The organism is Streptomyces sp. NPDC026062, assembly GCF_055568375.1.
Map to the genome: position 1 here is coordinate 84,598 of NZ_JBVHOQ010000028.1, position 21,902 is coordinate 106,499.

14 protein-coding genes are annotated in these 21,902 nt (G+C 72.6%); 7 read left to right on the plus strand and 7 right to left on the minus strand.

Annotated features, from left to right (window positions below):
- Nucleotides 1-147: 147 nt before the first annotated feature.
- The 4 genes from ACZ4LX_RS24550 to yczE all read right to left on the minus strand — a co-directional run bounded on the left by ACZ4LX_RS24550 (nucleotide 148) and on the right by yczE (nucleotide 3,643).
- Nucleotides 148-522: an RNA polymerase-binding protein RbpA gene (locus tag ACZ4LX_RS24550; RefSeq protein ID WP_003959706.1), complete on the minus strand. Its 375-nt coding sequence runs from the start codon at nucleotides 520-522 to the stop codon at nucleotides 148-150.
- A 274-nt stretch (nucleotides 523-796) separates the two neighbouring features.
- Complete coding sequence (locus tag ACZ4LX_RS24555) at nucleotides 797-2,173, minus strand: MFS transporter (RefSeq protein WP_467643743.1); 1,377 nt, start codon at nucleotides 2,171-2,173, stop codon at nucleotides 797-799.
- Between the two features lie 46 nt (nucleotides 2,174-2,219).
- A complete protein-coding gene (locus ACZ4LX_RS24560) occupies nucleotides 2,220-2,984 on the minus strand; it encodes a glycerophosphodiester phosphodiesterase (RefSeq protein WP_467643745.1) in 765 nt (254 codons plus the stop codon).
- Nucleotides 2,981-3,643 carry a membrane protein YczE gene (yczE, locus tag ACZ4LX_RS24565; protein ID WP_467643746.1) on the minus strand — a complete coding sequence of 221 codons (663 nt, stop codon included), beginning with the start codon at nucleotides 3,641-3,643 and terminating at the stop codon, nucleotides 2,981-2,983. Before yczE ends, ACZ4LX_RS24560 begins: the two co-directional genes overlap by 4 nt.
- A 101-nt stretch (nucleotides 3,644-3,744) precedes the next feature.
- Here yczE and ACZ4LX_RS24570 point away from each other — a divergent pair, with 101 nt between their 5' ends.
- Nucleotides 3,745-5,247 carry an SCO1417 family PLP biosynthesis transcription factor gene (locus ACZ4LX_RS24570; protein ID WP_467643748.1) on the plus strand — a complete coding sequence of 501 codons (1,503 nt, stop codon included), beginning with the start codon at nucleotides 3,745-3,747 and terminating at the stop codon, nucleotides 5,245-5,247.
- Nucleotides 5,248-5,313: 66 nt separating this feature from the next.
- Here ACZ4LX_RS24570 and ACZ4LX_RS24575 read toward each other — a convergent pair whose 3' ends face one another.
- Entirely contained in the window at nucleotides 5,314-6,906 is a 1,593-nt protein-coding gene (locus tag ACZ4LX_RS24575) for a P-loop NTPase family protein (protein ID WP_467643750.1), read from the minus strand.
- Between the two features lie 37 nt (nucleotides 6,907-6,943).
- The gene (locus ACZ4LX_RS24580; RefSeq protein WP_018103962.1) at nucleotides 6,944-7,138 is read right to left on the minus strand and encodes a hypothetical protein; all 195 of its coding nucleotides are present in this window, start codon (nucleotides 7,136-7,138) and stop codon (nucleotides 6,944-6,946) included.
- 312 nt (nucleotides 7,139-7,450) lie between these two features.
- Between ACZ4LX_RS24580 and ACZ4LX_RS24585 the strand changes: the two genes are divergently transcribed.
- The 6 genes from ACZ4LX_RS24585 to ACZ4LX_RS24610 all read left to right on the plus strand — a co-directional run bounded on the left by ACZ4LX_RS24585 (nucleotide 7,451) and on the right by ACZ4LX_RS24610 (nucleotide 21,003).
- Entirely contained in the window at nucleotides 7,451-7,843 is a 393-nt protein-coding gene (locus tag ACZ4LX_RS24585; RefSeq protein WP_467643753.1) for an ankyrin repeat domain-containing protein, read from the plus strand.
- Nucleotides 7,844-8,063: 220 nt separating this feature from the next.
- A complete protein-coding gene (locus ACZ4LX_RS24590; RefSeq protein WP_467643755.1) occupies nucleotides 8,064-9,485 on the plus strand; it encodes a HEAT repeat domain-containing protein in 1,422 nt (473 codons plus the stop codon).
- A gap of 216 nt (nucleotides 9,486-9,701) precedes the next feature.
- Nucleotides 9,702-13,355, plus strand: a complete 3,654-nt coding sequence (locus ACZ4LX_RS24595) for a hydantoinase B/oxoprolinase family protein (protein WP_467643757.1) — start codon at nucleotides 9,702-9,704, stop codon at nucleotides 13,353-13,355.
- Nucleotides 13,356-13,426: 71 nt separating this feature from the next.
- Nucleotides 13,427-14,953, plus strand: a complete 1,527-nt coding sequence (locus ACZ4LX_RS24600) for a hypothetical protein (RefSeq protein ID WP_467643759.1) — start codon at nucleotides 13,427-13,429, stop codon at nucleotides 14,951-14,953.
- 196 nt (nucleotides 14,954-15,149) lie between these two features.
- Nucleotides 15,150-16,103, plus strand: a complete 954-nt coding sequence (locus ACZ4LX_RS24605) for a hypothetical protein (RefSeq protein WP_467643760.1) — start codon at nucleotides 15,150-15,152, stop codon at nucleotides 16,101-16,103.
- An 88-nt stretch (nucleotides 16,104-16,191) separates the two neighbouring features.
- Nucleotides 16,192-21,003 carry a hypothetical protein gene (locus ACZ4LX_RS24610; protein WP_467643763.1) on the plus strand — a complete coding sequence of 1,604 codons (4,812 nt, stop codon included), beginning with the start codon at nucleotides 16,192-16,194 and terminating at the stop codon, nucleotides 21,001-21,003.
- A gap of 130 nt (nucleotides 21,004-21,133) precedes the next feature.
- Here ACZ4LX_RS24610 and ACZ4LX_RS24615 read toward each other — a convergent pair whose 3' ends face one another.
- Complete coding sequence (locus tag ACZ4LX_RS24615; RefSeq protein WP_467643766.1) at nucleotides 21,134-21,640, minus strand: hypothetical protein; 507 nt, start codon at nucleotides 21,638-21,640, stop codon at nucleotides 21,134-21,136.
- Between the last annotated feature and the right edge of the window lie 262 nt (nucleotides 21,641-21,902).

Below are 21,902 nucleotides of genomic sequence, written 5' to 3' on the forward strand. Positions count from 1 at the left end.
CCCCCGCCTCCGCCCTGGAGAGCGGGAGCCGGGGGCCCCCCCCCCCCCCCCCCCCCCCCCCCCCCCCCCCCCCCCCCCCCCCGGGGGGGCCCCCCCCCCCCCCCCCCCCCCCCCCCCACGGCTCTGTCTCGATGCGGTGCTACCCGGTCAAGCAGACTTCCTGCTGTCCCGCGGATGCACGGCGATATTCATGGCGCCGGAGCGCAGAACCGCCAGCCTCTCGGCCAGCACCTCTTCCAGCTCCTCGCGTGTGCGCCGCTCCATGAGCATGTCCCAGTGCGTACGCGCAGGCTTGCCCTTCTTCTCCTCGGGGCCATCCCCGTCCACCAGGAGTGCCTGGGCGCCACACGCCTTGCACTCCCACTCCGGCGGAATTTCCGCCTCTACCGAGAACGGCATCTCAAATCGATGTCCGTTCTGGCATGCGTACTCCACCGCCTGGCGCGGGGCCAGATCGATGCCGCGGTCCGTCTCGTAGCTGGTAACCACGAGTCGCGTGCCGCGGAGAGCTCGCTCACTCATGAATCGTGCCTCCCGGGCTTGTCGCCCACAGGACAAATGTCGCTGTCGTCGTCATCCGGTCAACGTCCGGTCGGCGGCAAAGATTCCCGTTGCCGGTCATGCGTCGCCCGTCGTGCCGCTGCTTTTTCAGGTTTGCGAGTGTTCTCGTACCCGCCAATGCCCGGTTTGTCACATCTGGCGGAAGTTGTCACCCAACGGTTTGGGTTCTTCCACTCGCAGTAACGGTCCTCCGGGCAGGCCAAAGGCGTACACTACCGGCCTTTCACTTCAACGTCTAAATCCGTTCGGGAACAGGATTCCCGGCCGCCGCCACAGCCTGTCTGACCGGCACCCTCGCGAGCAGCACGGAACCGATCACGAAGAAGACCACCAACGAGATGATCGCATCCCGATAACTGCCGGTCAGCTGGTACGCGAGCCCGAACACCAGTGGCCCCAGCCAGCTCAGGCCGCGGTCGCTCATCTCGTACGCGGAGAAGTACTCGGCCTCCTTGCCGCGCGGCACCAGATGGGAGAAGAGGGACCGGGACAGCGCCTGGCTGCCGCCGAGGACGAGGCCGATCGCCGCGGCCAGCGCGTAGAAGAAGACCGGCGAGCCGGCGGGCAGGAAGTAGCCGGCGACGAGGATCAGCGTCCAGACGACGAGCGACCCGAGGACCGTGTGCTTCGCACCGTACGTCCGGGCCATCCGCCCCATGCCGAGCGCTCCGGCGACCGCCAGCACCTGGACCAGCAGCACCGCCGTGATCAGCGTCGTCTGGCTCAGGTCCAGTTCCTCGGAGCCGTACACGGATGCCTGCGAGATGACGGTCTGCACGCCGTCGTTGTAGACGAGGTACGCCAGCAGGAAGGCGAGGGTGAGGGGGTGGCGCCGCATGTCGCGCAGGGTCGCCCTCAGCTGCCGCCACCCGCTGCCGGCCACCGCCGTGCCGCCCGTCCCCGTGTTCCGGTCGCGCAGTCGCCGCAGGGGTATGACGGTGAAGGCGCCCCACCAGACGCCGGCCGAGGCGAGGCAGATCCGCACGGCGTCCGCCTCGGAGAGACCGAAGGAGTCGTGGCCGGTGTAGAGGATCAGATCGAGGACGAGGACCAGGGCTCCCGACGTGTAGCCGAAGGCCCAGCCCCGGGAGGAGACCGCGTCGCGTTCGTCGGGCTCCGCGATCTGCGGCAGATACGCGTTGTAGATCACCATCGACACGGAGATCGAGGCGTTCGCCACGATGAGCAGGAAGGCGCCGAGCAGATAGCGGTGGCCGTCCAGGAAGAACATCGCCGCGGTCGCGGTGGCGCCCGTGTAGGCCGCAGCCGCGAGCAGCGGCTTCTTGCGGCCTGTGCGGTCGGCCGCGGCGCCCGCCATCGGCATCAGGATCACCGCGAGCACGAGGGAGGCCGAGATCGTGTAGGCGAACAGCGATCCGGCGCGGACCGGGATGCCCAGCGGATGCACGTAGCCGTCGGCGTCGGCGGCGGCCTTGGCGACCGAGGTCAGATACGGGCCGAGGAACACCGTGACGACGCTCGTCGAGTAGACGGAGCAGGCGAAGTCGTAGAAGTACCAGCCGCGTTGCTCGCGGCGTCGTTCGCCGGGGTCTGCCGCCCCGCCGGTGGTGCCGTCCGCCGGTTCGGCGGTTTCCGCGGTCTCGGCGCTCATTGCGCACCCCTCGTCTCTCCCCGTGGAGACGTCACCGGGGCCGGCGTCAGGCCCAGGCCCCCCGCTCGCTCAGCACCGTTCGCAGCGTCTCGATGTGATCGGTCATGATGCCATCCACTCCGAGGTCCAGGAGCGCGGCCATCCGCTCCGGCTCGTTCACCGTCCAGACGTGCACCTGGAGCCCCCGCGCGTGCGCCTCGCGTACGAAGCGCCGGTCGACGACCCGGACGCCGCCCCGGCTCTCCGGCACCTGCGCGCAGACCGCGCCGGCACGCAGCGCCGCCGGAATGCCGTACGACCGGAGCCGCAGCCCCAGGACGCCCCGGACGCCGTAGGAGGTGGCGAGGCGGGGGCCAGCCAGCCGGTGCGCCCTGGCGACCCGCGCCTCGGAGAACGAGCCGACGCACACCCGGTCCCAGGAGTCCGTCCGGCGGATCAGCTCCACGAGGGGCGCGAGTGCCGGTGCGGCCTTGATGTCCACGTTCCAGCGCGCCTCGGGAAACGCCTCAAGCAGTTCCTCGAACAGCGGCAGCGGTTCGCGCCCCGCCACCCGGGCCCGGCGTATCTCGCTCCACGGCAGCTCCGCTATCCGGCCCCGGGCGTCCGTGACCCGGTCCAGAGTGGGGTCGTGGAAGGCGACCAGCCGGCCGTCCGCCGAGGCGTGCACATCGGTCTCGAAGTACCGGTACCCGGCGTCGGCGGCCCGCCGGAACGCGGCCGCGGTGTTCTCGATCCCGTCCGCCGCCCCGCCCCGGTGGGCGAACGCGAGCGGTGCGGGGTGGTCCAGATAGGGGTGGCGTACGGAAGTCACTGCGGCAGTATGGCCTGTCCGGGCGACGGAACGGTGGCCGTGGTGCCACCGCTTTCCGGCACCGTGAAGAAGCGCAGGAAGAGCTGGGCGAGCGGGCCGATGGCGAGGGCGTACAGGACCGTGCCCACGCCGAGGGAGCCGCCGAGCAGGAATCCGGTGGCCACGACCGCGATCTCGATGGCCGTACGGACGAGCCGGATCGACCGGCCCGTCCGCTGATGCAGCCCGGTCATCAGCCCGTCGCGCGGACCGGAGCCGAAGCGGGCGGCGATGTAGAGCCCCGTCGCCACGCCGTTGAGGACGACCCCCGCCACCATCACCCCGGCCCGCGCCGCGAGCCCGTGCGTCTCGGGGACGAGGGCGAGGGTGCCGTCCATCGCGAGGCCGACGGCGAAGACGTTGGAGACGGTGCCCAGGCCCGGCCGCTGCCGGAGCGGAATCCAGAGCAGCAGCACGATGGCGCCGATGATGATCGAGACGGTCCCGATGCTGATCCCCGTGCGCTCGGCGAGCCCCTGGTGCAGCACGCCCCAGGGCTCCAGCCCGAGTCCGGCGACGACCAGCAGCGCCGAACTCGCCCCGTACAGCGCCAGGCCCGCGTAGAGCTGGATCAGGCGTCGGGGGAGGTGCGACCCGCGCGGCACGGCGGTGATGGACAAGGGGTACCCCCTGGTGTGGTGGTTGTGGACTGCCGCATGTCACTCTGTGGCAGGGGATTGGCAGTCAACCATGGCCAATCAGAGGAAGGTGGACTGATTTTATGGCGCAGTGGACTTCAGCCGTCGGTGCGGCACAGCTCGCCCGGCAGCTCCACGCCCAGAAGCCCCGGCAGCCGGCGGGGCCCGGTGGCCGCAGGCCGCCCGCCTACCGGGCGCTGGCCGACGGCATCCGGCTCCTTGTGCTCGAAGGCCGTGTCCCGGTCGCCGCCCGGCTGCCTGCCGAGCGTGAGCTGGCCCTCGCTCTCTCCGTCAGCCGTACGACGGTGGCCGCGGCCTACGAGGCGATGCGGGCCGAGGGCTTCCTGGAGTCGCGGCGCGGGGCCGGCAGCTGGACGGCCGCCCCCGCGGGCAACCCGCTGCCCGCGCGCGGACTGGAACCGCTGCCGCCCGAGGCGCTCGGCTCGATGATCGACCTGGGCTGCGCGTCACTGCCCGCCCCCGAGCCGTGGCTGACCCAGGCCTTCCAGGGCGCCCTGGAGGAGCTGCCCCCGTACGCCCACACCCACGGCGACTACCCGGCCGGACTGCCCGCCCTGCGGCAGATGATCGCCGACCGGTACACCGCAGACGGCATCCCCACGATGCCCGAGCAGGTCATGGTCACCACCGGGGCGATGGGCGCCATCGACGCCATCTGCCATCTCTTCGCCGGCCGGGGCGAACGGATCGCGGTGGAGTCCCCGAGTTACGCCAACATCCTCCAGCTGATGCGGGAGGCCGGTGCCCGCCTTGTGCCGGTGGCCATGGAGGAGGGGCTCGGCGGCTGGGACATGAACCGGTGGCGTCAGGTGCTGCGGGACGCGGCGCCCCGGCTCGCGTACGTCGTCGCGGACTTCCACAACCCCACCGGCGCCCTCGCCGACGAGGACCGCCGCCGCGCGCTGGTGGACGCCGCGCGTTCGGCCGGCACGGTTCTGGTCGTCGACGAGACGATGCAGGAGCTGTGTCTGGACGACGAGGTGCGGATGCCCCGCCGTGTCTGCGCCTTCGACCCGGCCGGCAGCACCGTGCTCACTGTCGGATCGGCCAGCAAGGCCTTCTGGGCCGGCATGCGCATCGGCTGGGTACGGGCCGCACCGGAAGTGATCCGCAGCCTGGTGGCCGCCCGCGCCTACGCGGACATGGGGACCCCGGTCCTCGAACAGCTGGCTGTCAACTGGCTGATGCGCACCGGCGGCTGGGAGCGGGCCGTGCGGGTCCGCAGGGAGCAGGCGCGGGACAACAGGGACGCGCTTGTCGCGGCGGTGCGCCGGGAGCTGCCGGACTGGGAGTTCACCGTGCCGGGCGGCGGGCTGACGCTCTGGGTCCGCACCGGCGGGCTCTCCGGCTCGCGGCTCGCGGTGGCCGGGGAGCGGGTCGGGGTGCGGGTGCCGTCCGGCCCTCGGTTCGGGGTCGACGGGGCCTTCGAGGGCTATGTGCGGCTGCCGTTCACGGTCGGCGGTCCGGTGGCGGACGAGGCGGCCCTCCGGCTCGCGGCCGCCGCCCAGCTGGTCGGTTCGGGGGCGTGGGCGGGGGCCGAGGCGCCCCGCACGTTCGTGGCCTGAGCGCCTGTGATGCTGACGTGGGGCCCGTGGATCAACGGATCCGCGGGCCCCACGTCAGCACCCGGGTCAGTCGCTGAGGGCCAGGCCCTCGACGGCGACGGAAGCGGTCACGGTGTCCGCCGCCACCGGGTCGGGCACGCTCGCCTCGATCGCGGTGCGCCGCTCGGGAAGCAGATCGAGCACCGCTTTGCGCTGTGCCTCACTCGTCGCGTCGTCGTAGGGGTCGGGCGTGGCCGGCACCTGGATCCGGAGCACCTGGCCGGTGCCGAGCCGCGCGTACCCCCGGCCGGGCGGGACGTCAGGGGTGGGAGTGGTGTGCGGCTCCAGGCCGAGGACGGACTCGATCTGCCCGGGTGAGCAGCGGCCGAGCACGACCCGGGCCCTGGTGTGGGACCGGACGGTGTCGCTCAGGCCGTCCAGGCAGTCGAGCTGCTCGGTCATCACCACGGTGACGTTGGCGGCCCTGCCGTGCCGCAGGGGCACCTGGAGCAGTTCCTGCGGATCGGGTCCGCCGCCCGCCGAGGCGAGGTGGGCGAGTGCGCTCGGCCGGTCCAGCAGGATCCAGAGGGGGCGCCGGGTGTCCTCGGGGGCGGCCTGGCCGGACTGCCGGGCCCTGCTGGCGTCGATCAGCCGCCGCTCGGTCTCGTTGGCCGCCCATTCGAGGGTGGACAGTGACCCGGCCAGTCCGCACTCGACGGCCAGGACCCCTTCACGTCCGGTGAAGCACGCGTACTCGCCGGTGCCGCTGCCGTCGATGATCAGGATGTCGCCCTTCTGGAGCGCCTGCAGGGCGATGGAACGCAGCAGTGTGGTGGTGCCGCTGCCGGGCTGTCCGGCGATCAGCAGGTGCGGCTCGGTGGAGCGTGCGCCGGTCCGCCAGACGACTCCGGGCGCGTCCCGGGTCTCGTCACCGTCACTCACCGGGACGGTGCGCTGCACCGCGTCGTCGTCGGTGAACCCGAGGACGGTCTCGCCGGGGGCCGTGACGAAGTGCTGGGCGGCGAGAGAGGTGGGCAGGGGGGCGAGCACATCCATGACGAGCTGGTTGCCCTCCTCGTCCCAGCTGAACAGGTACTCCCTGCCGCGGCCGGACTTGGCGTGCAGGAGCTGTTCGATCCGGGCGCGGGAGGCGGCCTCGCTGTCGGTGAAGTAGGCGGGATATGTCACACGGAGACTGCTGACCCGGCCGTCGCCGTCGAACGTGTACCCGCTGAAGACCTTGCTCCACTCACCGCCGTGGGCGAACAGCGGACTGGGGTCGTCGGCCGTCGAGAAGTACGGCACGAGCGCCTCGTACAGAGCTTGCAGACGCCCGGTCTCCGCCTCGTCGGGGCCGGTCCTGACGGGGGTGCGTCGCCGTCCCTTCCACGCGGCGGCGCCCATCACCAGGACGAGGGCCAGCAGGGGACCGTGCGGGATGAGCGCGACCACGAGCACGCAGGCCGCGACGAGGAACAGCGTGGGACCACGTCTGTCCTTGGGCGTCGCGGCCCACTTCTGCCGTCCTGCACCGGCCAGCAGCCGCAGACCACGAGTGATCATGATCAGCGGATGGAGCACGTCGGTGGCGCTGTCGGCGGCCGTGCGCGCGAACTCGCGACTGCGAGTGATCGAAGCGCTGCCGCTGCTCAGAATGCGGGGGAGTGGTCGCCGGGCCACGTCGGTCTCCTGGAGGGGGTGGGAGCGGGAGCGGAGGTCAGAACTTGATCCCGCCCAAGAGGCCGGCGAGGCTCGCGCCGCCCGCGGTGATGCTCGGTGCGATGGCGGTGCCGGCCAGATAGAAGCCGAACAGGGCGGTGACGAGGGCGTGCGACGCCTTGAGGCCGTCCTTCCTGAAGAACAGGAAGACGATGATGCCGAGGATGACGACGCCTGACATGGAAAGGATCATGAGTGGTTCTCCTGGTTGTGGGGACAGTCACCATGAGTCCTTCCAACCTCACCGGAAGTATCTATAGGATAAAAGCTGCAATCGGGTGAAAAGTCTGGTTTTTCACTGGACTGGCGGACACGGGGGCGCGGTCAAGGAGCTTCCGGTGTCCGGCGCCCTCCCCTTCGTCACCCGACGTGACCGTTTGCCGCGGGCGGGCCGGGGCAGGGACGCGTTCGGGCAGTACCCTGTCGGTTCACTCGTACGGCCCACGCGGTGCACGCCCCGGCAGGCCGGCGCCGGCGGAAACGGCTAATGGAAGGTGGTCCCCCGATGAGCGAAACCCCCGATCCCGAGGTGGTCGAGCTGGCGACCAAGGTCTTCGACCTGGCGCGCTCAGGAGACACCGACGCGCTCGCGGCCTACGTCGACGCCGGCGTCCCGGTCAACCTCACCAACGACCGTGGCGACTCGCTGCTGATGCTCGCGGCCTACCACGGCCACGCCCCCGCGGTCGTCGCCCTGACCGGCCGCGGCGCCGACCCCGACCGCGCCAACGACCGAGGGCAGACACCCCTCGCCGGAGCCGTCTTCAAGGGCGAGGACGCGGTGATCGAGGCGCTGCTCGCCGCCGGAGCCGATCCGGCGGCCGGAACACCCTCCGCGCTGGACACGGCGCGCATGTTCGGCAAGGCCGACCTGCTGGAACTCTTCGGCACCCGCTGATGGGGCTTCGTCGTAAATGTGGTCGCGGTGGCGAAATGGCTGGGTCATCATGACGTCGCGGGCCCGATTCGGGCCACCGACGAGAGGCAGAGGAAGATGGTCTACACCAGGCAGAAGACGGCGGTCGGCCGATCATGTTGCTGCGCGGTCTAGTGCCCACCAGGCACGCGGAACTGCACAGTCCCCGGTTGCGTCGACAGCTTGATGTGAGGCTTTTCCCATGTTTGATCCGTTCATAGCGCCGAGCGGCACCCTGCTCGGCCTGTTGCAGAGGGGCCGCGGCGACGGCACGCTCCACGCACTCGCCGCACCACGCCCCGAGGCCCTGGCGGCTCTCAACCACTGCGTCCTGAGCGACCCGCGTCACGACTGGCAGGTCGAGAACCGCTCCCTCTACTACGCACGTCTGTATCTCGACCTCGACGGCGGGATCGAGGAGATCGAGCGGCACCTGTGCGATGCCGACGACCACCTCGACACGGACGACTCACGGACCGGCCTGGCTCTGGCCGTCCTCGGACACCTCGCCTCGTACGGCCGTGACGATGCCCTCGCCCTGTTGAGGCGCTATGCCGCGACCGGTGCCAACTGGGCCTGGGCCCTGGACGAGCTGGCGCTGCGTGACGACGACGCCGGGCTCCGTTCGCTCGCCGTGCCCGTGCTCGCCCGCTTCCCGGAGGATGCCGAGGGCCGCGCCCAACTGGCCGCAACCGTGCGCGACGCCTACGAGCCCCGCCCCTGGCGGCTCTGGGCCGACGATCCGCGTGAATCGGTCGGAGCCAGGGTGCGAGCCGCCTCCGAACAGGGCTCGTTCGACCGCTGGCAGCGGCAGATGCGGCCCGGCGGACCGCGCCCGGGATGGAGCGTCCAGGCGGTCTTCGACTGGGCCCAGGAAGGGCTCGACCGGGGCAGCCCCCTCCATGTTCCGGCCGCCCGCTGCCTCTCCGCGGTGGCGGGCCCCGAGGACCGGCCCGTGATCGTCGACGCCGCGCGCAGCGGTCCGGAGGGCGCCCGCTGCGCCGCGCTGCACTACCTCGCCGCCGAGGTCCGCGACCCGGCCGTGCTCGACCTGATCGAGGCCACGGCGGTCGGCGCCTCGCCCGCGGTCGCGGAAGCGGCCGTCGCCGCATTCGAGCGGATGTGCGGCGAACCTGCCGTGGAACGGGCCCGCCGCTGGGCTCGGCGGCCCGACGCGCTGGGTGCCTCGGCGGCCGGGGTGCTGGCCGGTCGTGGCGGCGCGCAGGACGCTCCGCTGGTCCTGGGCGCGCTGCGTGACGCCGTACGGGGCGAGGGGCCGGACGCGCCTCGCCTGTGGTCCCTGGTCGACGGCGCCGGCCGGCTCGGCATCGCCTGTGCCGCTCCCGTACTGCGCCATGTCTACCGCGAGACGTCCTCCTCGCATCTGCGGGGCAGGGCCGCCCGGGCCCTTGCCGCCACCGACCCCTCCTTCGCCACCGGCTTCGCCGTCGAATGCCTGTGGGACTGCGAGGAGACGACCCGGGAGGTCGCCGCACGCCACGCGGAGACCGGCGATGTCAGGGTGGCCGAGCGACTGCGGCGGCTGGCCGCCGATCCGGCCGAGGAGGCCGAGGTGCAGTCAGCCGTACGCAGCAGGATCGGGCCGGACACACCGGCGGTCTGACGAGGGCCGGACACCAAGCCGCGGGGACCGCACGCCGGGAACGCGCTTCGGACACCCCGTTCCGGGGACCGCACGGCCGGGGAACACGGGAACGCAGCGCGCCGGGGGCGCGCCGCGCCCCACCGGCTCCGCCACCCGGGGCCTGCGCCGTGCCCCGGACCGCATCCCCTTCGCGCCCTGCGCCCGTCCAGGAGGACCGCGCGCCACTATGGAGGGATGACCGGACGCTGGGAGTTCTGGATCGACCGAGGCGGCACGTTCACCGATGTGGTGGGCAAGGACCCCGAAGGGCGGCTGGTCACCCGCAAGCTCCTCTCGCACGACCCGGACCGCCACGGGGACGCCGCGGTCGCCGGTATCCGGCTGCTGCTGGGGCTCGCACCGGACGAACCTGTCCCCGCCGACCGGGTGGCGGTTGTCAAGATGGGCACCACCGTCGCCACCAACGCCCTGCTGGAGCGGCGCGGTGAACCCACCGTCCTCGTCATCACCGAAGGCTTCCGGGACGCCCTGCGCATCGCTTACCAGAACCGGCCACGGCTCTTCGACCGCCGCATCCTGCTCCCCGAGGCCGTGTACGAGCGGGTCATCGAGGTCCCCGAGCGCATCGATGCCCGGGGCCGGACCGTCAGGCCCCTGGACCGGGCGGCGGTGGCCGGGCGGCTGCGCGCCGCGCGCGCCGACGGCCTGAACAGCGCGGCCGTCGTCCTCATGCACGGCTACCGCCACCCGGACCACGAGAAGGCGGTCGCCGCCGAGGCCCGCGCGGCAGGGTTCGGCCAGATCAGCTGCTCCCACGAGGTCAGCCCCCTGATCAAACTGGTGCCGCGCGGCGACACCACCGTCGTCGACGCCTACCTCTCGCCGATCCTGCGCCGGTACGTCGACACGATCGCCGCCGAGCTCGAAGGCATCCGGCTGATGTTCATGCAGTCCAACGGCGGTCTGCGCGAGGCCGCTCACTTCCGCGGCAAGGACGCGGTGCTCTCCGGTCCGGCCGGCGGGGTCGTCGGCATGGCCCGTACCTCCGGGCAGGCCGGATACGACCGGGTGATCGGCTTCGACATGGGCGGCACGTCCACCGACGTGTCGCACTACGCGGGCGAGTTCGAACGGGAACTCGGCACCGAGGTGGCCGGGGTGAGGATGCGGGCCCCCATGATGAACATCCACACCGTCGCGGCCGGGGGCGGCTCGGTCCTGCACTTCGACGGCCGCCGCTACCGGGTCGGCCCCGACTCGGCCGGAGCGGTGCCGGGCCCGGCCTGCTACCGCAGAGGCGGTCCGCTGACCGTCACCGACGCCCAGGTGATGCTCGGACGGATCCAGCCCGCACACTTCCCCGCCGTCTTCGGGCCGGACGGCGACCTGCCCCTCGACGCCGGCATCGTGCGCGAACGCTTCGAGGAACTGGCCGACGAAGTCGCACGGGCCACCGGGACGAGGCGCACCGCCGCCGGGACCGCCGCCGGGTTCCTGGAGATCGCCGTGCTCAACATGGCGAACGCGGTCAAGAAGATCTCCGTGCAGCGCGGGCACGACATCACCCGCTACGCCCTCACCGGCTTCGGCGGCGCCGGCGGCCAGCACGTCTGCGCCGTCGCCGACGCCCTCGGCATCGACACGGTTCTCGTGCCCCCGCTGGCCGGCGTGCTGTCCGCCTACGGCATCGGGCTGGCCGACGCCACGGCCATGCGCGAACACTCCGTCGAGGCACCGCTCGACGCGTCCACCCGGGCCCGTCTGGGCGAACTCTGCGACGCGCTGGCCGCCCGTACCCGGGACGACCTGCGCGCCGACGGCGTCCCGGACCGTGCGATCCGTACCCGCGCGCGCGTACTCCTGCGGTACGAGGGAACCGACGCGAGTCTCTCCGCAGGCCTGGACACGGTGGCCGCCATGACCGAGGCGTTCACGGACGAGCACCGCGCGCGCTACGGCTTCACGATGGACCGGCCGCTCGTCGTCGAGGCGGTCTCCGTCGAGGCGACCGGGACGGCCGGGGAACATGCCGCGCCGCGGCCCCGCGGACCGGAGCGGGACGAGGCCACCGCGCCGCAACCCCACGAGACGGTGCGGATGTTCACCGGGGACCGCCGGCAGGACGCCGCCCTCCACCGCAGAGCGGACCTGCGGCCCACGGACACCGTGACCGGTCCGGCGGTCATCACCGAGGCCGACGCCACCACGGTCGTCGACCCCGGCTGGCAGGCCGTCCCCGGGGCCACCGGCCATCTGGTCCTGACCCGCGCCACCCCGCGCCCCGCCAGACAGGCCGTCGGTACACAGGTCGACCCGGTCATGCTGGAGGTCTTCAACAACCTCTTCATGTCCATCGCCGAACAGATGGGCGTGCGCCTGGAGAACACGGCCCACTCGGTCAACATCAAGGAGCGGCTCGACTTCTCCTGTGCCCTCTTCGACGCCGACGGCAGTCTGATCGCCAACGCACCGCACATCCCGGTACACCTCGGCTCCATGGGGGAGTCCATCAAGGAAGTGCTGCGCCGCAACGACGGCACGATGCGGCCCGGCGACGTCTACGCCATCAACGATCCGTACCACGGAGGTACGCATCTGCCCGACGTGACCGTCGTGACACCGGTCTTCGACGAGCCGGACGGCGCACCCGAACTGAGATTCCTGGTGGCCTCGCGGGGCCACCACGCCGAGATCGGCGGCATCACACCCGGCTCCATGCCCGCCTTCAGCCGTACCGTCGACGAGGAAGGCGTGCTCTTCGACAACTGGCTGCTGGTACGGGACGGCACCTTCCGCGAGCCCGAGACCCGCGAACTGCTCACCACCGCCCAACACCCCTCCCGCGACCCGGACACCAACCTCGCCGACCTGCGCGCACAGATCGCCGCCAACGAGAAGGGCATCGCCGAACTGCGCCGTATGACGGACCAGTTCGGCCCCGATGTCGTCGACGCCTACATGGGCCATGTGCAGGACAACGCCGAGGAGTCCGTACGCCGCATCGTCGCCGGACTGCACGACGGCCACTGCCGGTACGAGACCGACAACGGCGCCGTGATCGAGGTGAGGGTGACCGTGGACCGGGACGCCCGCGGCGCGCTCGTCGACTTCACCGGCACCTCACCGCAGCAGCCGGGCAACTTCAACGCCCCGAAGTCGGTGGTCACGGCCGCCGTGCTGTACGTGTTCCGGACCCTGGTGGCCGACGACATCCCGCTCAACAGCGGCTGCCTCACCCCCCTGGAGATCAGAATCCCGGAGGGCTCGATGCTGGCACCCATCCACCCCGCGGCCACGGTCGCCGGCAACGTCGAGACCTCGCAGGCCGTCACCGGAGCGCTGTACGCCGCCCTGGGCGTACAGGCCGAGGGGTCGGGCACCATGAACAACCTCACCTTCGGCAACGACCGGGCGCAGTACTACGAGACGGTGGCGAGCGGTTCGGGTGCGGGGGACGGCTTCGACGGCACCGACGCCGTGCAGACCCACATGACCAATTCGAGGCTCACCGATCCCGAGATCCTCGAATGGCGCTACCCGGTGCGACTGGAGAGTTTCCGGGTGCGCGAGGGAACCGGCGGGTCCGGGCACTGGCACGGCGGCTGCGGGGTGGAACGCCGGATCCGCTTCCTCGAACCCGTCACGGTCGCGCTCCTCTCCGGGCACCGCCGCGTCCCGCCGTACGGCATGGCGGGCGGCGGGACGGGCGCGCCGGGCAGCCAGCACATCGAACGCGCCGACGGCGGCCGGTCCCCGCTGAAGGGCTGTGACACCGCGGGCCTGGAGGCCGGCGACGTACTCGTCGTCCGCACCCCGGGCGGCGGAGGCTACGGAGCCCCGGACACCACGGGCGAACGGGCTTCTGGAGGCCCCCGTGACGGGGCATGACCGACTCGGGGCAACCGGCCGTATCTGCGCCGTTTCGACCGTTGTCAGTCCGAGGACCTAATCTGTGCAGCGTGACTTCGCCTGCCTACACGGAAAACGCTGCGCCCCAGCTCAGCGCGGGGCCGCGGCCCGCACCGGGCCCGGCCGCCGACGAGGGGCTCTCGCGACGGCTGCGGGCGCTCGCCTGCACGGCGCCGCTGCACGACCTCGACGTGCGCAAGGCGAACCTCGCGGGTGAGTACACCGTGTACGCGATGGCCGAGGTCGCCCTCGCCGCGATCGACCACGTCACCCTCAACATGGACTTCGACACCGGGGCCGACCACGACCAGATAGTGGCCAGACTGCTTCCGCGTGTCGCCGCGCAGGCCCCGCGCCGCCCCGTCGCCGAGCACGAACGGGTCGCCCGCTGGGTGCTGGAGAACCTGATCAACGTCGGCAGTGTGGACCGAGGCTTCCGGGCGGTCTACGGCACCTTCGGACCCGACGGCGTCTACGTCCGCCGGGACTACGACTTCAAGCTGATCGAGGAAGTCCCGGGATACGGCGGCAGCGTCTACCTACGCGCCACCGACGAAGCCGTCAACGTCCTGGTGGGCGCCCTCGACACGGACGTCACCAGCGCCCAGATCGCCGCCGAGGTGAAACTGGAGGTCCTGATCAGCCGGGGCCGCCTCGCCGACGCCCAGCTCGCCGCGGAACAGGCCCGCTACCGGACCGTCCAGTACGCGGAGACGCTCCGCAAGACGCTCGACGCGACCCGGCGCAACGTCCGCGCGGTCGACTGGCTCAACGCCGTGCCCGACATGATCGCCGAGGCGCTCGACCACGTCGCCGACCGCTACCGCCACGAGAACGCGATCCTCACCAACATCCGCAAGGCCCGCGACGAGGCGGAGGAGCCCGAGCACAAGAGGCGCGCCGCCGAGCTCGTCGACATCGTCAAGGACTGCATCCGCCGCCACACCCAGCTCCAGTCCCGCCTCCTGGAGGCCGGACCGCTGTTCCGCGCCGAGCAGGACCGCCAGGCCTTCGCGGCACCCGCCGTCCGCACCGGACTCGACCTGTACGGACAGCTCCTGGCCCCGCTGCTGCCGCTCCCCGTGGAGCAGGGCATCCGGGCCACCGACGCGTTCTTCGCCCACGGCACTGGGCTGCGCACCCCCACCTCGGTCCGGGTGGGCGACCTGGTCGACATGCTGCTCACACCCCCGCTGGAACGTGAGCACCTGGGCGCCGAGATGCCCGAGCCCGACCTGATCGCCACCCCGGACGACAGCCGGTTCAGTGAGGAACAGCTGGCATCCGCGATGGAGCTGCTCGACCTGGAACACGACGCACCGCGCCGCCTCTCCGGACTTCTGGCCGAGGCCCGGCGGAGCGACGCGGACCTGCCCTATCTGGTGGCCCTGCTCGCGGTGCACGCGGCCAGCCCGCCGGTCGGGACCGCGTACCGGCAGGGAGAGCGGCGCCTGCTGTTCTCCGTGGACGACGGCACCCCGCTCGACGACCCCGAGTTCGGCGGCGCGGACCTGATCGTGGGCACGGCCCTGCTGGATGCCGTCGGCATGGCGGCGGACCGCTCGGAGGCGACATGAGGACCTGCCCCGCCCCGGCCGCCCCCGGGAGAGCCCGCGCGGCCGCGATAGACCCCATGGCCCGCCACCCCGTACCGAGGACTCCGAGGACTTTTCGTGACGGCGTCGGCCACCTCGTGCCGAGGACTCCGAAGATTTTCCGAGACGGCCTCGGCCACCCCGTACCGAAGAATTTCCGCAGCAAGGAGCGACCGTCGTGAGCGACCACCGCGCAGAGCACGCCGACGCGTGGAGCGAGCCGGCCACCGCCCTCCCGGCTGAACGGGCGGCGCCCATGGGCGGTCACCCCGCCGACCGGCCTTCGTCCGGGCCGTCGCCCGCCCCCGTCGGGGTCACCCCGGCCGATGCTGCGGACGCCTCCCGGCTCGTCGCCTTCGGGCTCCAGCCCAAACTGCTGCCCGCCCGCGACGCCGAGTACGCCGAACTGCTCCGCCGTTACCGGGAGGAGCCGGCCTTCGCCCGGCTCGCCGACGCCGTGGCCACCGGCCTCGGTCTCGTCGTGCTGGAGGTGTCCACCCGGGCCGGCATGGCCGTCACGGCGGGCGAGGACTCGGTCTTCGCCGTCCGCATGGGCGACTACGCCCGGCGCGCCTCCTCCGACTCCGCCGACCGCTTCCTCCACGGGCTCGCCCACCTGGCCGTCGCCGCGATGGCGTTCCCCCGCCCCGAGGACCTCGCCGACGACGCGTACATCGGCCGGATCACGGTCAACGGAGTCGACGCCTTCGTCCGCCAGGCGTGCCACCGGCTGGAGGAGCGCGCGGAGGAACAGGGCGACAACACCGACCCGGCCAGTGACGGCCCCGGCCTGGAGGCGGGCTGGCGCGTCTACGCCCGGCGCAGCGCCACCGGAGCGACGAAGGACGCCCGGCGGCTGGCCGGATCCACCACCGGCATCGTCGGCAAGGCCGTGGCCTTCCTCACCGACTCCGGCTTCCTCCAGCGCACCGGGGACGACGCCGGAGGCGCCTTCCGCACCACCGCCCGCTACCAGCTCCAGGTCCGGGACATGGCAGGCGGTGCCGCCATGGCCGAACTCCTGGAACTGGGCGTGGTGCCGGTCACCGACGGATCGGCGACCCTGCTGCCACCGCCCGACCCCGATGACCTGGAGCTGGCGGCCGACGCCGGTCTGCCGTTCCACAGCTGACCCGCCCCCGCACGACCGGGGCCGGCCAAGGGCCGACCCCGCCACCGATGTCTCCTTCCCGCTGCCTGAACGACGAGAGTCCGCCGCCATGTACGAGCTGTCCCGGGTCCGCCTCTACTCCATCGGGCCCGCCGGCGCGCGCTACGCCGACACCGTGCTCGATCTGCGCGGCGTCGGCGAGCCAGTGCCCCACCCCGCACCGGCACAGGCGGAGTTCTTCGAGGACGAGCCGGTCGGCCCGCCGCGCCGGCCCGCCCCCGCCGGGGTGCTCTTTCTGGAGAACGGCGGCGGCAAGTCCGTCCTGCTGAAGCTGATCTTCTCGGTGATGCTGCCCGGCCACCGCAACACCCTCGGCGGCGCCAGCTCCGGTGTGCTGCGCAAGTTCCTGCTCGCGGAGGACTGCGGACATGTCGCGCTGGAGTGGCAGCACACGCTGACCGGCGAGTGCGTGGTCGTCGGCAAGGTCAGTGAGTGGCGCGGACGCCAGGTCTCCAACGATCCCAGGAAGTTCGCCGAGGCCTGGTACTCCTTCCGCCCCGGCCCCGGGCTCAGCCTCGACTCGCTGCCCGTCGCCGAAGCCACCTCGGTCGGCCGCCCCGCCGAAGGCGCCTCCGGCGCCCGGGGCAGGCGCCGCACCATGAAGGGTTTCCGTGACGCCCTCACCGAGGCGGGCAAGTTCTACCAGCACCTCGACGTGCACTGGGAAGAGATCCACGACCGCTGGAACGAACACCTCGGTGACCTGGGCCTGGACCCCGAACTCTTCCGCTACCAGCGCGAGATGAACGCGGACGAGGGCGAGGCGGCCGGACTCTTCGCGGTGAAGAAGGACTCCGACTTCACCGACCTGCTGCTGCGGGCCGTCACCGACACCCGTGACACCGACGGCCTTGCCGACCTCGTCAGCGGCTTCGGCAACAAGCTGGGCCGACGTGCCGAGCTCACCGCCGAACGCGACTTCACCGCAGGCTCAGTCGACCTGCTCGGCCGCATCGTGGAAGCCGCCGAGGGCCGCTCCAGGACCCGGGACATCCACGCCGGAGCCGAGCGGCGCACCCGCACCCTGGCCCGCAGGCTCTCCGTCCGCGCCGGACTGGAGCGCGGCCGGACCGCGGAGCTCGCCCAGCAGGTCACCGGAGCCGCCCACACCGTCACCGGCGCCGAGGAGACCCGGAGCCGCAGCGCCCTGATCGCCGCCGAACTCGCCTACCGGCACGCCTCCCTGGCCCTGACCGCGGCCGAGAAGAGCGCCGCCGCGCAACGCCGGGAGCTCGGCGACGCCCGTACCCTGCACTCCGCCTGGCAGGCCGCCGAGGCAGTGCTCCGCCACCGTGCCGCCGGCGACCGCTCCGCCCGCGTCGCCGTCGCCATCCGCGAGGCCGAGCGTGACGCCGCCCCGGCGCTGGCCGCCCGTGCCACAGCGGCCGGCGATCTCGTACGGGCCCTGCACTCCGCAGCCGAAGCGGGCGAGAGCGTCGCCAACGAGGAGGAGGCACGCTCCGACACCCTCCAGACCGCGGGCGAGGCCGCCCACCGGGACGCCACCACCGCCGCCACCGAGGCCCAGCGGGCCCGCAGCGAGGCCGGCCATCTGCGCCAGCGCCTGGCCGAGGTGGAGCAGGAGACCGCCGAAGCAGTCCGGGCGGGCTGGCTCGACGACACCGCGCCGGGCGCGGACCCGGCCCGCGCGGCGCTTGCCGCGAACGACGCCGAGCAGTCGGCGGTAGCCGCCTGGGACACCGCCCGCGAGGCCGCCGGCGCCGCCGCGGACCGGTCCAGGCAGGCCGCCGCCGCCGAAAGCCGCGCCGAACTCGCCGCGGCGCGGGCCGCCGACGGCGCACGCGCCGCGGAGCAGGCGTACGAGGCCGAGGTCAGGGCCGCCGAGTCCATCGCCGCCGACCACCGCCTGGCCGACCTCCTGGGCCTGCCCACCGCCGGAGGCGTTCCCCGGCCCCGGCGGGGCACCCAGGACGGTGCCGAGGACCAGCAGCCGTACGACGACGGCACCGGTACGGAGTCCGGATCCGCCGCCCCGGACGGGACCGAACCGGCCGCACACGGCGCCCACACCGCCACCGCCGCGCAGCCCAGGCCCGCCGGACAGCCCCTCACCGCAGACGAGTTCGACCGCAGCGCGGAGGAGTTGCGGGGCCTCCTCGACCAGGGCGTCGCCTCCGCCGAACGACGGCTCTTCGAGCTGCGCACCGCGGCGGCGGACGACTCCCGCATCCTGGGAGCGCTCGGTGACGGGGGGCTGCTGCCGCCTGGTCCCGACGTCCTGGCCACCGTCGAATACCTCGGCGAGCACGGCATCCCGGCGCTGCCGGGGTGGCGCTACCTCGCCCAGGCCGTCGACCCCGCCGACCACGCCGCCGTGCTCGCGGCCCGCCCCGAACTCGTGGACGGCGTCGTCATCACGGACCCGGACGCGCACGCCCGCGCCCGTGAGGTCCTCGGCGCCGCAGCGCTGCTGCCGCGCTCCGCCGTGGCCGTGGGCACCGCTGCCGCGCTGCTCGCGCCTGTACCGGACCCCGTCGCCGGATCCGCCACCGGCGCCGACGGGGTGTTCCTCGTCCCGCCGAACCCGGCGATGCACGACGAGCACGCGGCCGACGAGGAACGGCAGGCACTCAGGAGCCGTACCGCGGCGCGCGACGAGGACATCCGTACGCTTGCGGCCCGCCTCGCCGGGGACCGTTCGCTCGCCGCCCGTATCGGCTCCTGGCGTGCGGACTGCCCGCCCGGGATGCTCACCGAACTCGCGGAAGCCGCCCACACCGCCCGTACGGCAGCCGAGACGGCACAGGCCGTACTCGCCGAGGCCCGCACCGTGCGGGCCGAGGCCGACGAGGCGGCGGCCGACACCGCGCGTGTCCGCGACGAACGACAGGAGGCCGCCCAGCGCGCCCGCCGGGCCGCCGACGCACTCGCCGGACTCGCCTTCCGGCTCCGCGAAAGGGCGGGCTGGCAGGCGAAACTGCGCGAACTGGCCGACGAGGCAGCCGAGTCCGAGGCCCGCGCCACCGTCTGCCTGGAGCGCGCCCGCGCCGCCGACGAGGACCGCAGGGCCGCGCAGCGCGCAGCCGACGACGCCCGCCGCACCGCCCGTGCCCTGCGGGCCGAGCGGGCCGAGATCGCCGGCGCGCCGGAGCACCTTCCGGAACCGGAGGCGGGCGCCCCGCGCCACACCCTGCCCGCCCTGCGCGAGGCGTACCGAGCGGCGTCCCAGCTCTACGAGAAGGTCGGTGTCGGCGCCGACCTGCGCGCCGAACAGGCACGCGCGGAGAGCGACGAGAGCGCCGCGCTGGCCGAGCTCGACCGGCTCACCAACAAGGTCCGCACCCGCGCCGCCCAGCTCCTGGAGAGCACGGACGGCGCCGACGGTCCCTCCCGGCAGGCCGCCGCCGCCCGCGCGGAATCCCTGGTCCAGCTCCTGGAGACACGCGCATCGGCAGCCAGCGAGCAACTGGGCCGGTTGCGCGGCGAGGCCGAGCGACTGGCCCCGGCCGACGGCGAGAGCCTGCACACCGAGCTCCCCGACGAGCGGGTTCCCGCCGACGCCGAGCAGGCCCAGACGCTGCTGCGGACCGCGACGGCGGAGCTCTCCGCCGCGACCGCCGCGCTGGACACCGCCCGCGCCGCCCACGCCGAGCTGCTGCACGCCCACCGCACCGCCGAGGACTCGGCGGGCGGCTTCGACGAGACCGCGGCCCTGCTGCGCGACCTCCTGCGCGACCACGGCACCGAGGAGGACGCCGAGAACCCCGAGCCCTACCCCGGCAGCCTTGAGGAGGCCCGGCAGTCCGCGGCCGAGGCCCGCCGTTCACTGCGCGGCTGCGCCGCCGACCTCTCCACCGCCGAAGCGGCCGTACGGGAGGCGAGCGACGTCCTCGTACGGCATGCCAACTCCACCCGCTACGAACAGGTCCGCACCCCGGCCCGCCAGCAGATCCGCGAACTTCCGGCCGCGGCGCTGCCCGAGCACGCACAGAAGTGGGCGACGGCCTTCGCACCCCGGCTGCGGGTCCTCACCGACGAACTGGCCCAGCTGGAACGCAACCGCGAATCCATCGTCGACCGGCTGCGCGGCCTGGTGGAATCCGCGCTCACCACGCTCCGCTCCGCCCAGCGGCTCTCCCGCCTTCCCGAGGGCCTGGGGGAGTGGTCAGGTCAGGAATTCCTGCGGATCCGCTTCGAGGAACCCGACCAGGCCACCCTCACCGAACGCCTCGGCGAAGTCATCGACGAGGCGACCAAGGCGGCCCTGAAGAAGAATTCCGACCTGCGCCGGGACGGGATGTCCCTGCTGCTGCGCGGCGTACAGGCGGCGCTGGAACCGCGCGGCATCGCCGTGGAGATCCTGAAGCCGGACGCGGTGCTCCGCGCCGAGCGGGTGCCTGTCGGGCAGATGGGCGACGTCTTCTCCGGCGGCCAGCTGCTCACCGCCGCCATCGCCCTCTACTGCACGATGGCCGCCCTGCGAAGCAACGACCGGGGCCGCGACAGGCATCAGCACCGGCACGCCGGGACGCTGTTCCTCGACAATCCCATCGGCCGCGCCAACGCCACCTATCTGCTGGAACTCCAGCGCGCGGTCGCGGATGCGCTGGGCGTCCAGCTGCTCTACACCACCGGGCTCTTCGACACGACCGCGCTCGCCGAATTCCCGCTGGTGATCAGGTTGCGCAACGACGCGGACCTGAGGGCCGGGCTGAAGTACATCAGTGTCGAGGAGCATCTGCGCCCCGGACTGCCTCAGCAGGACCCGGCCGGTGAGACGGTGCACGGAGAGATCACCGCAACCCGCATGTTCAAGCGGTCCGTCCCGGCACCGGACGCGTCCACGCCCCAGGCCGAGGACACCAACCGCACGAATCCGGAGCCCGGCACGGCCCCGTAGCAGGAACTGAGGAAGAACCTGGTGCGGGCCCGTGGCAGGAACGAAAGAAGGAACGGGCGCGGGCCGTCGCGCGGAAGGGGCCGGAGAAGGAACCGGCGCGGGCTCCGTAACAGACCGAGGGTGAGCGGGGTCAGGCCCGGGAGAGGTGGCGGCCCGCGCCCCGCCGCCGTATCCGCGCCCCGTCCCGCCCGTCCGTACGCGCCGCCTGCCTCGCCGCCCGCCTTGCCGCGCGTCGCTCGCGGCGCAGCTGACGGGCCGAACTGCTGGGAACCGACACCACACCGTTGCGTTGATTCCACACCTGCCTGGTGACCCACACGTCCAGCACCGACCAGGTTGCCACCACCGTGCCGGCCACACCGCCGAGCACCATCGGAAAGGCCAGCCAGGAATCGGTCAGCTCCGCCAGGAAGGCGACCATGGCCTGGATGAGTGTCAGCGACGTGATGAGCACGGCCCGAACGGCTGCCGTGCGCACCGGATCCGGCATCCGCCTGTGTGTGGCCGGTTCCTCGACCCAGAGCGGCCGCCGAGGAACCTCCGGCCGGCCCGGCTTCCCCCCGGCCGCGGTGTCCGCCTCCTTCGCCGTCCTGGCCGGTGGCACGACCACCGCACCTCGACGCTCCTGCGTGTCCAAGGACTTTCAACTCCCCACCACTGTCCGACTTCAGGTTTGCTGCCCCGCATGCACCCTTTCTACGCGGACGGGACGCCACGTCCTGCCCAGTGCACTCCTGCGGCTCTCCTGCCCCCGTACAGACAGACGAGTACCGGAAGGTGAAGATTCCCTCGGTTCGGCACGGAACGAAGAGATTCAGCCAACCGGCAAGGGGAGGAATATGCCGCTCTGATAGGCGCCTTCTGTCGTATTCGCGAATTTCATCTCCCGGAATACCGGG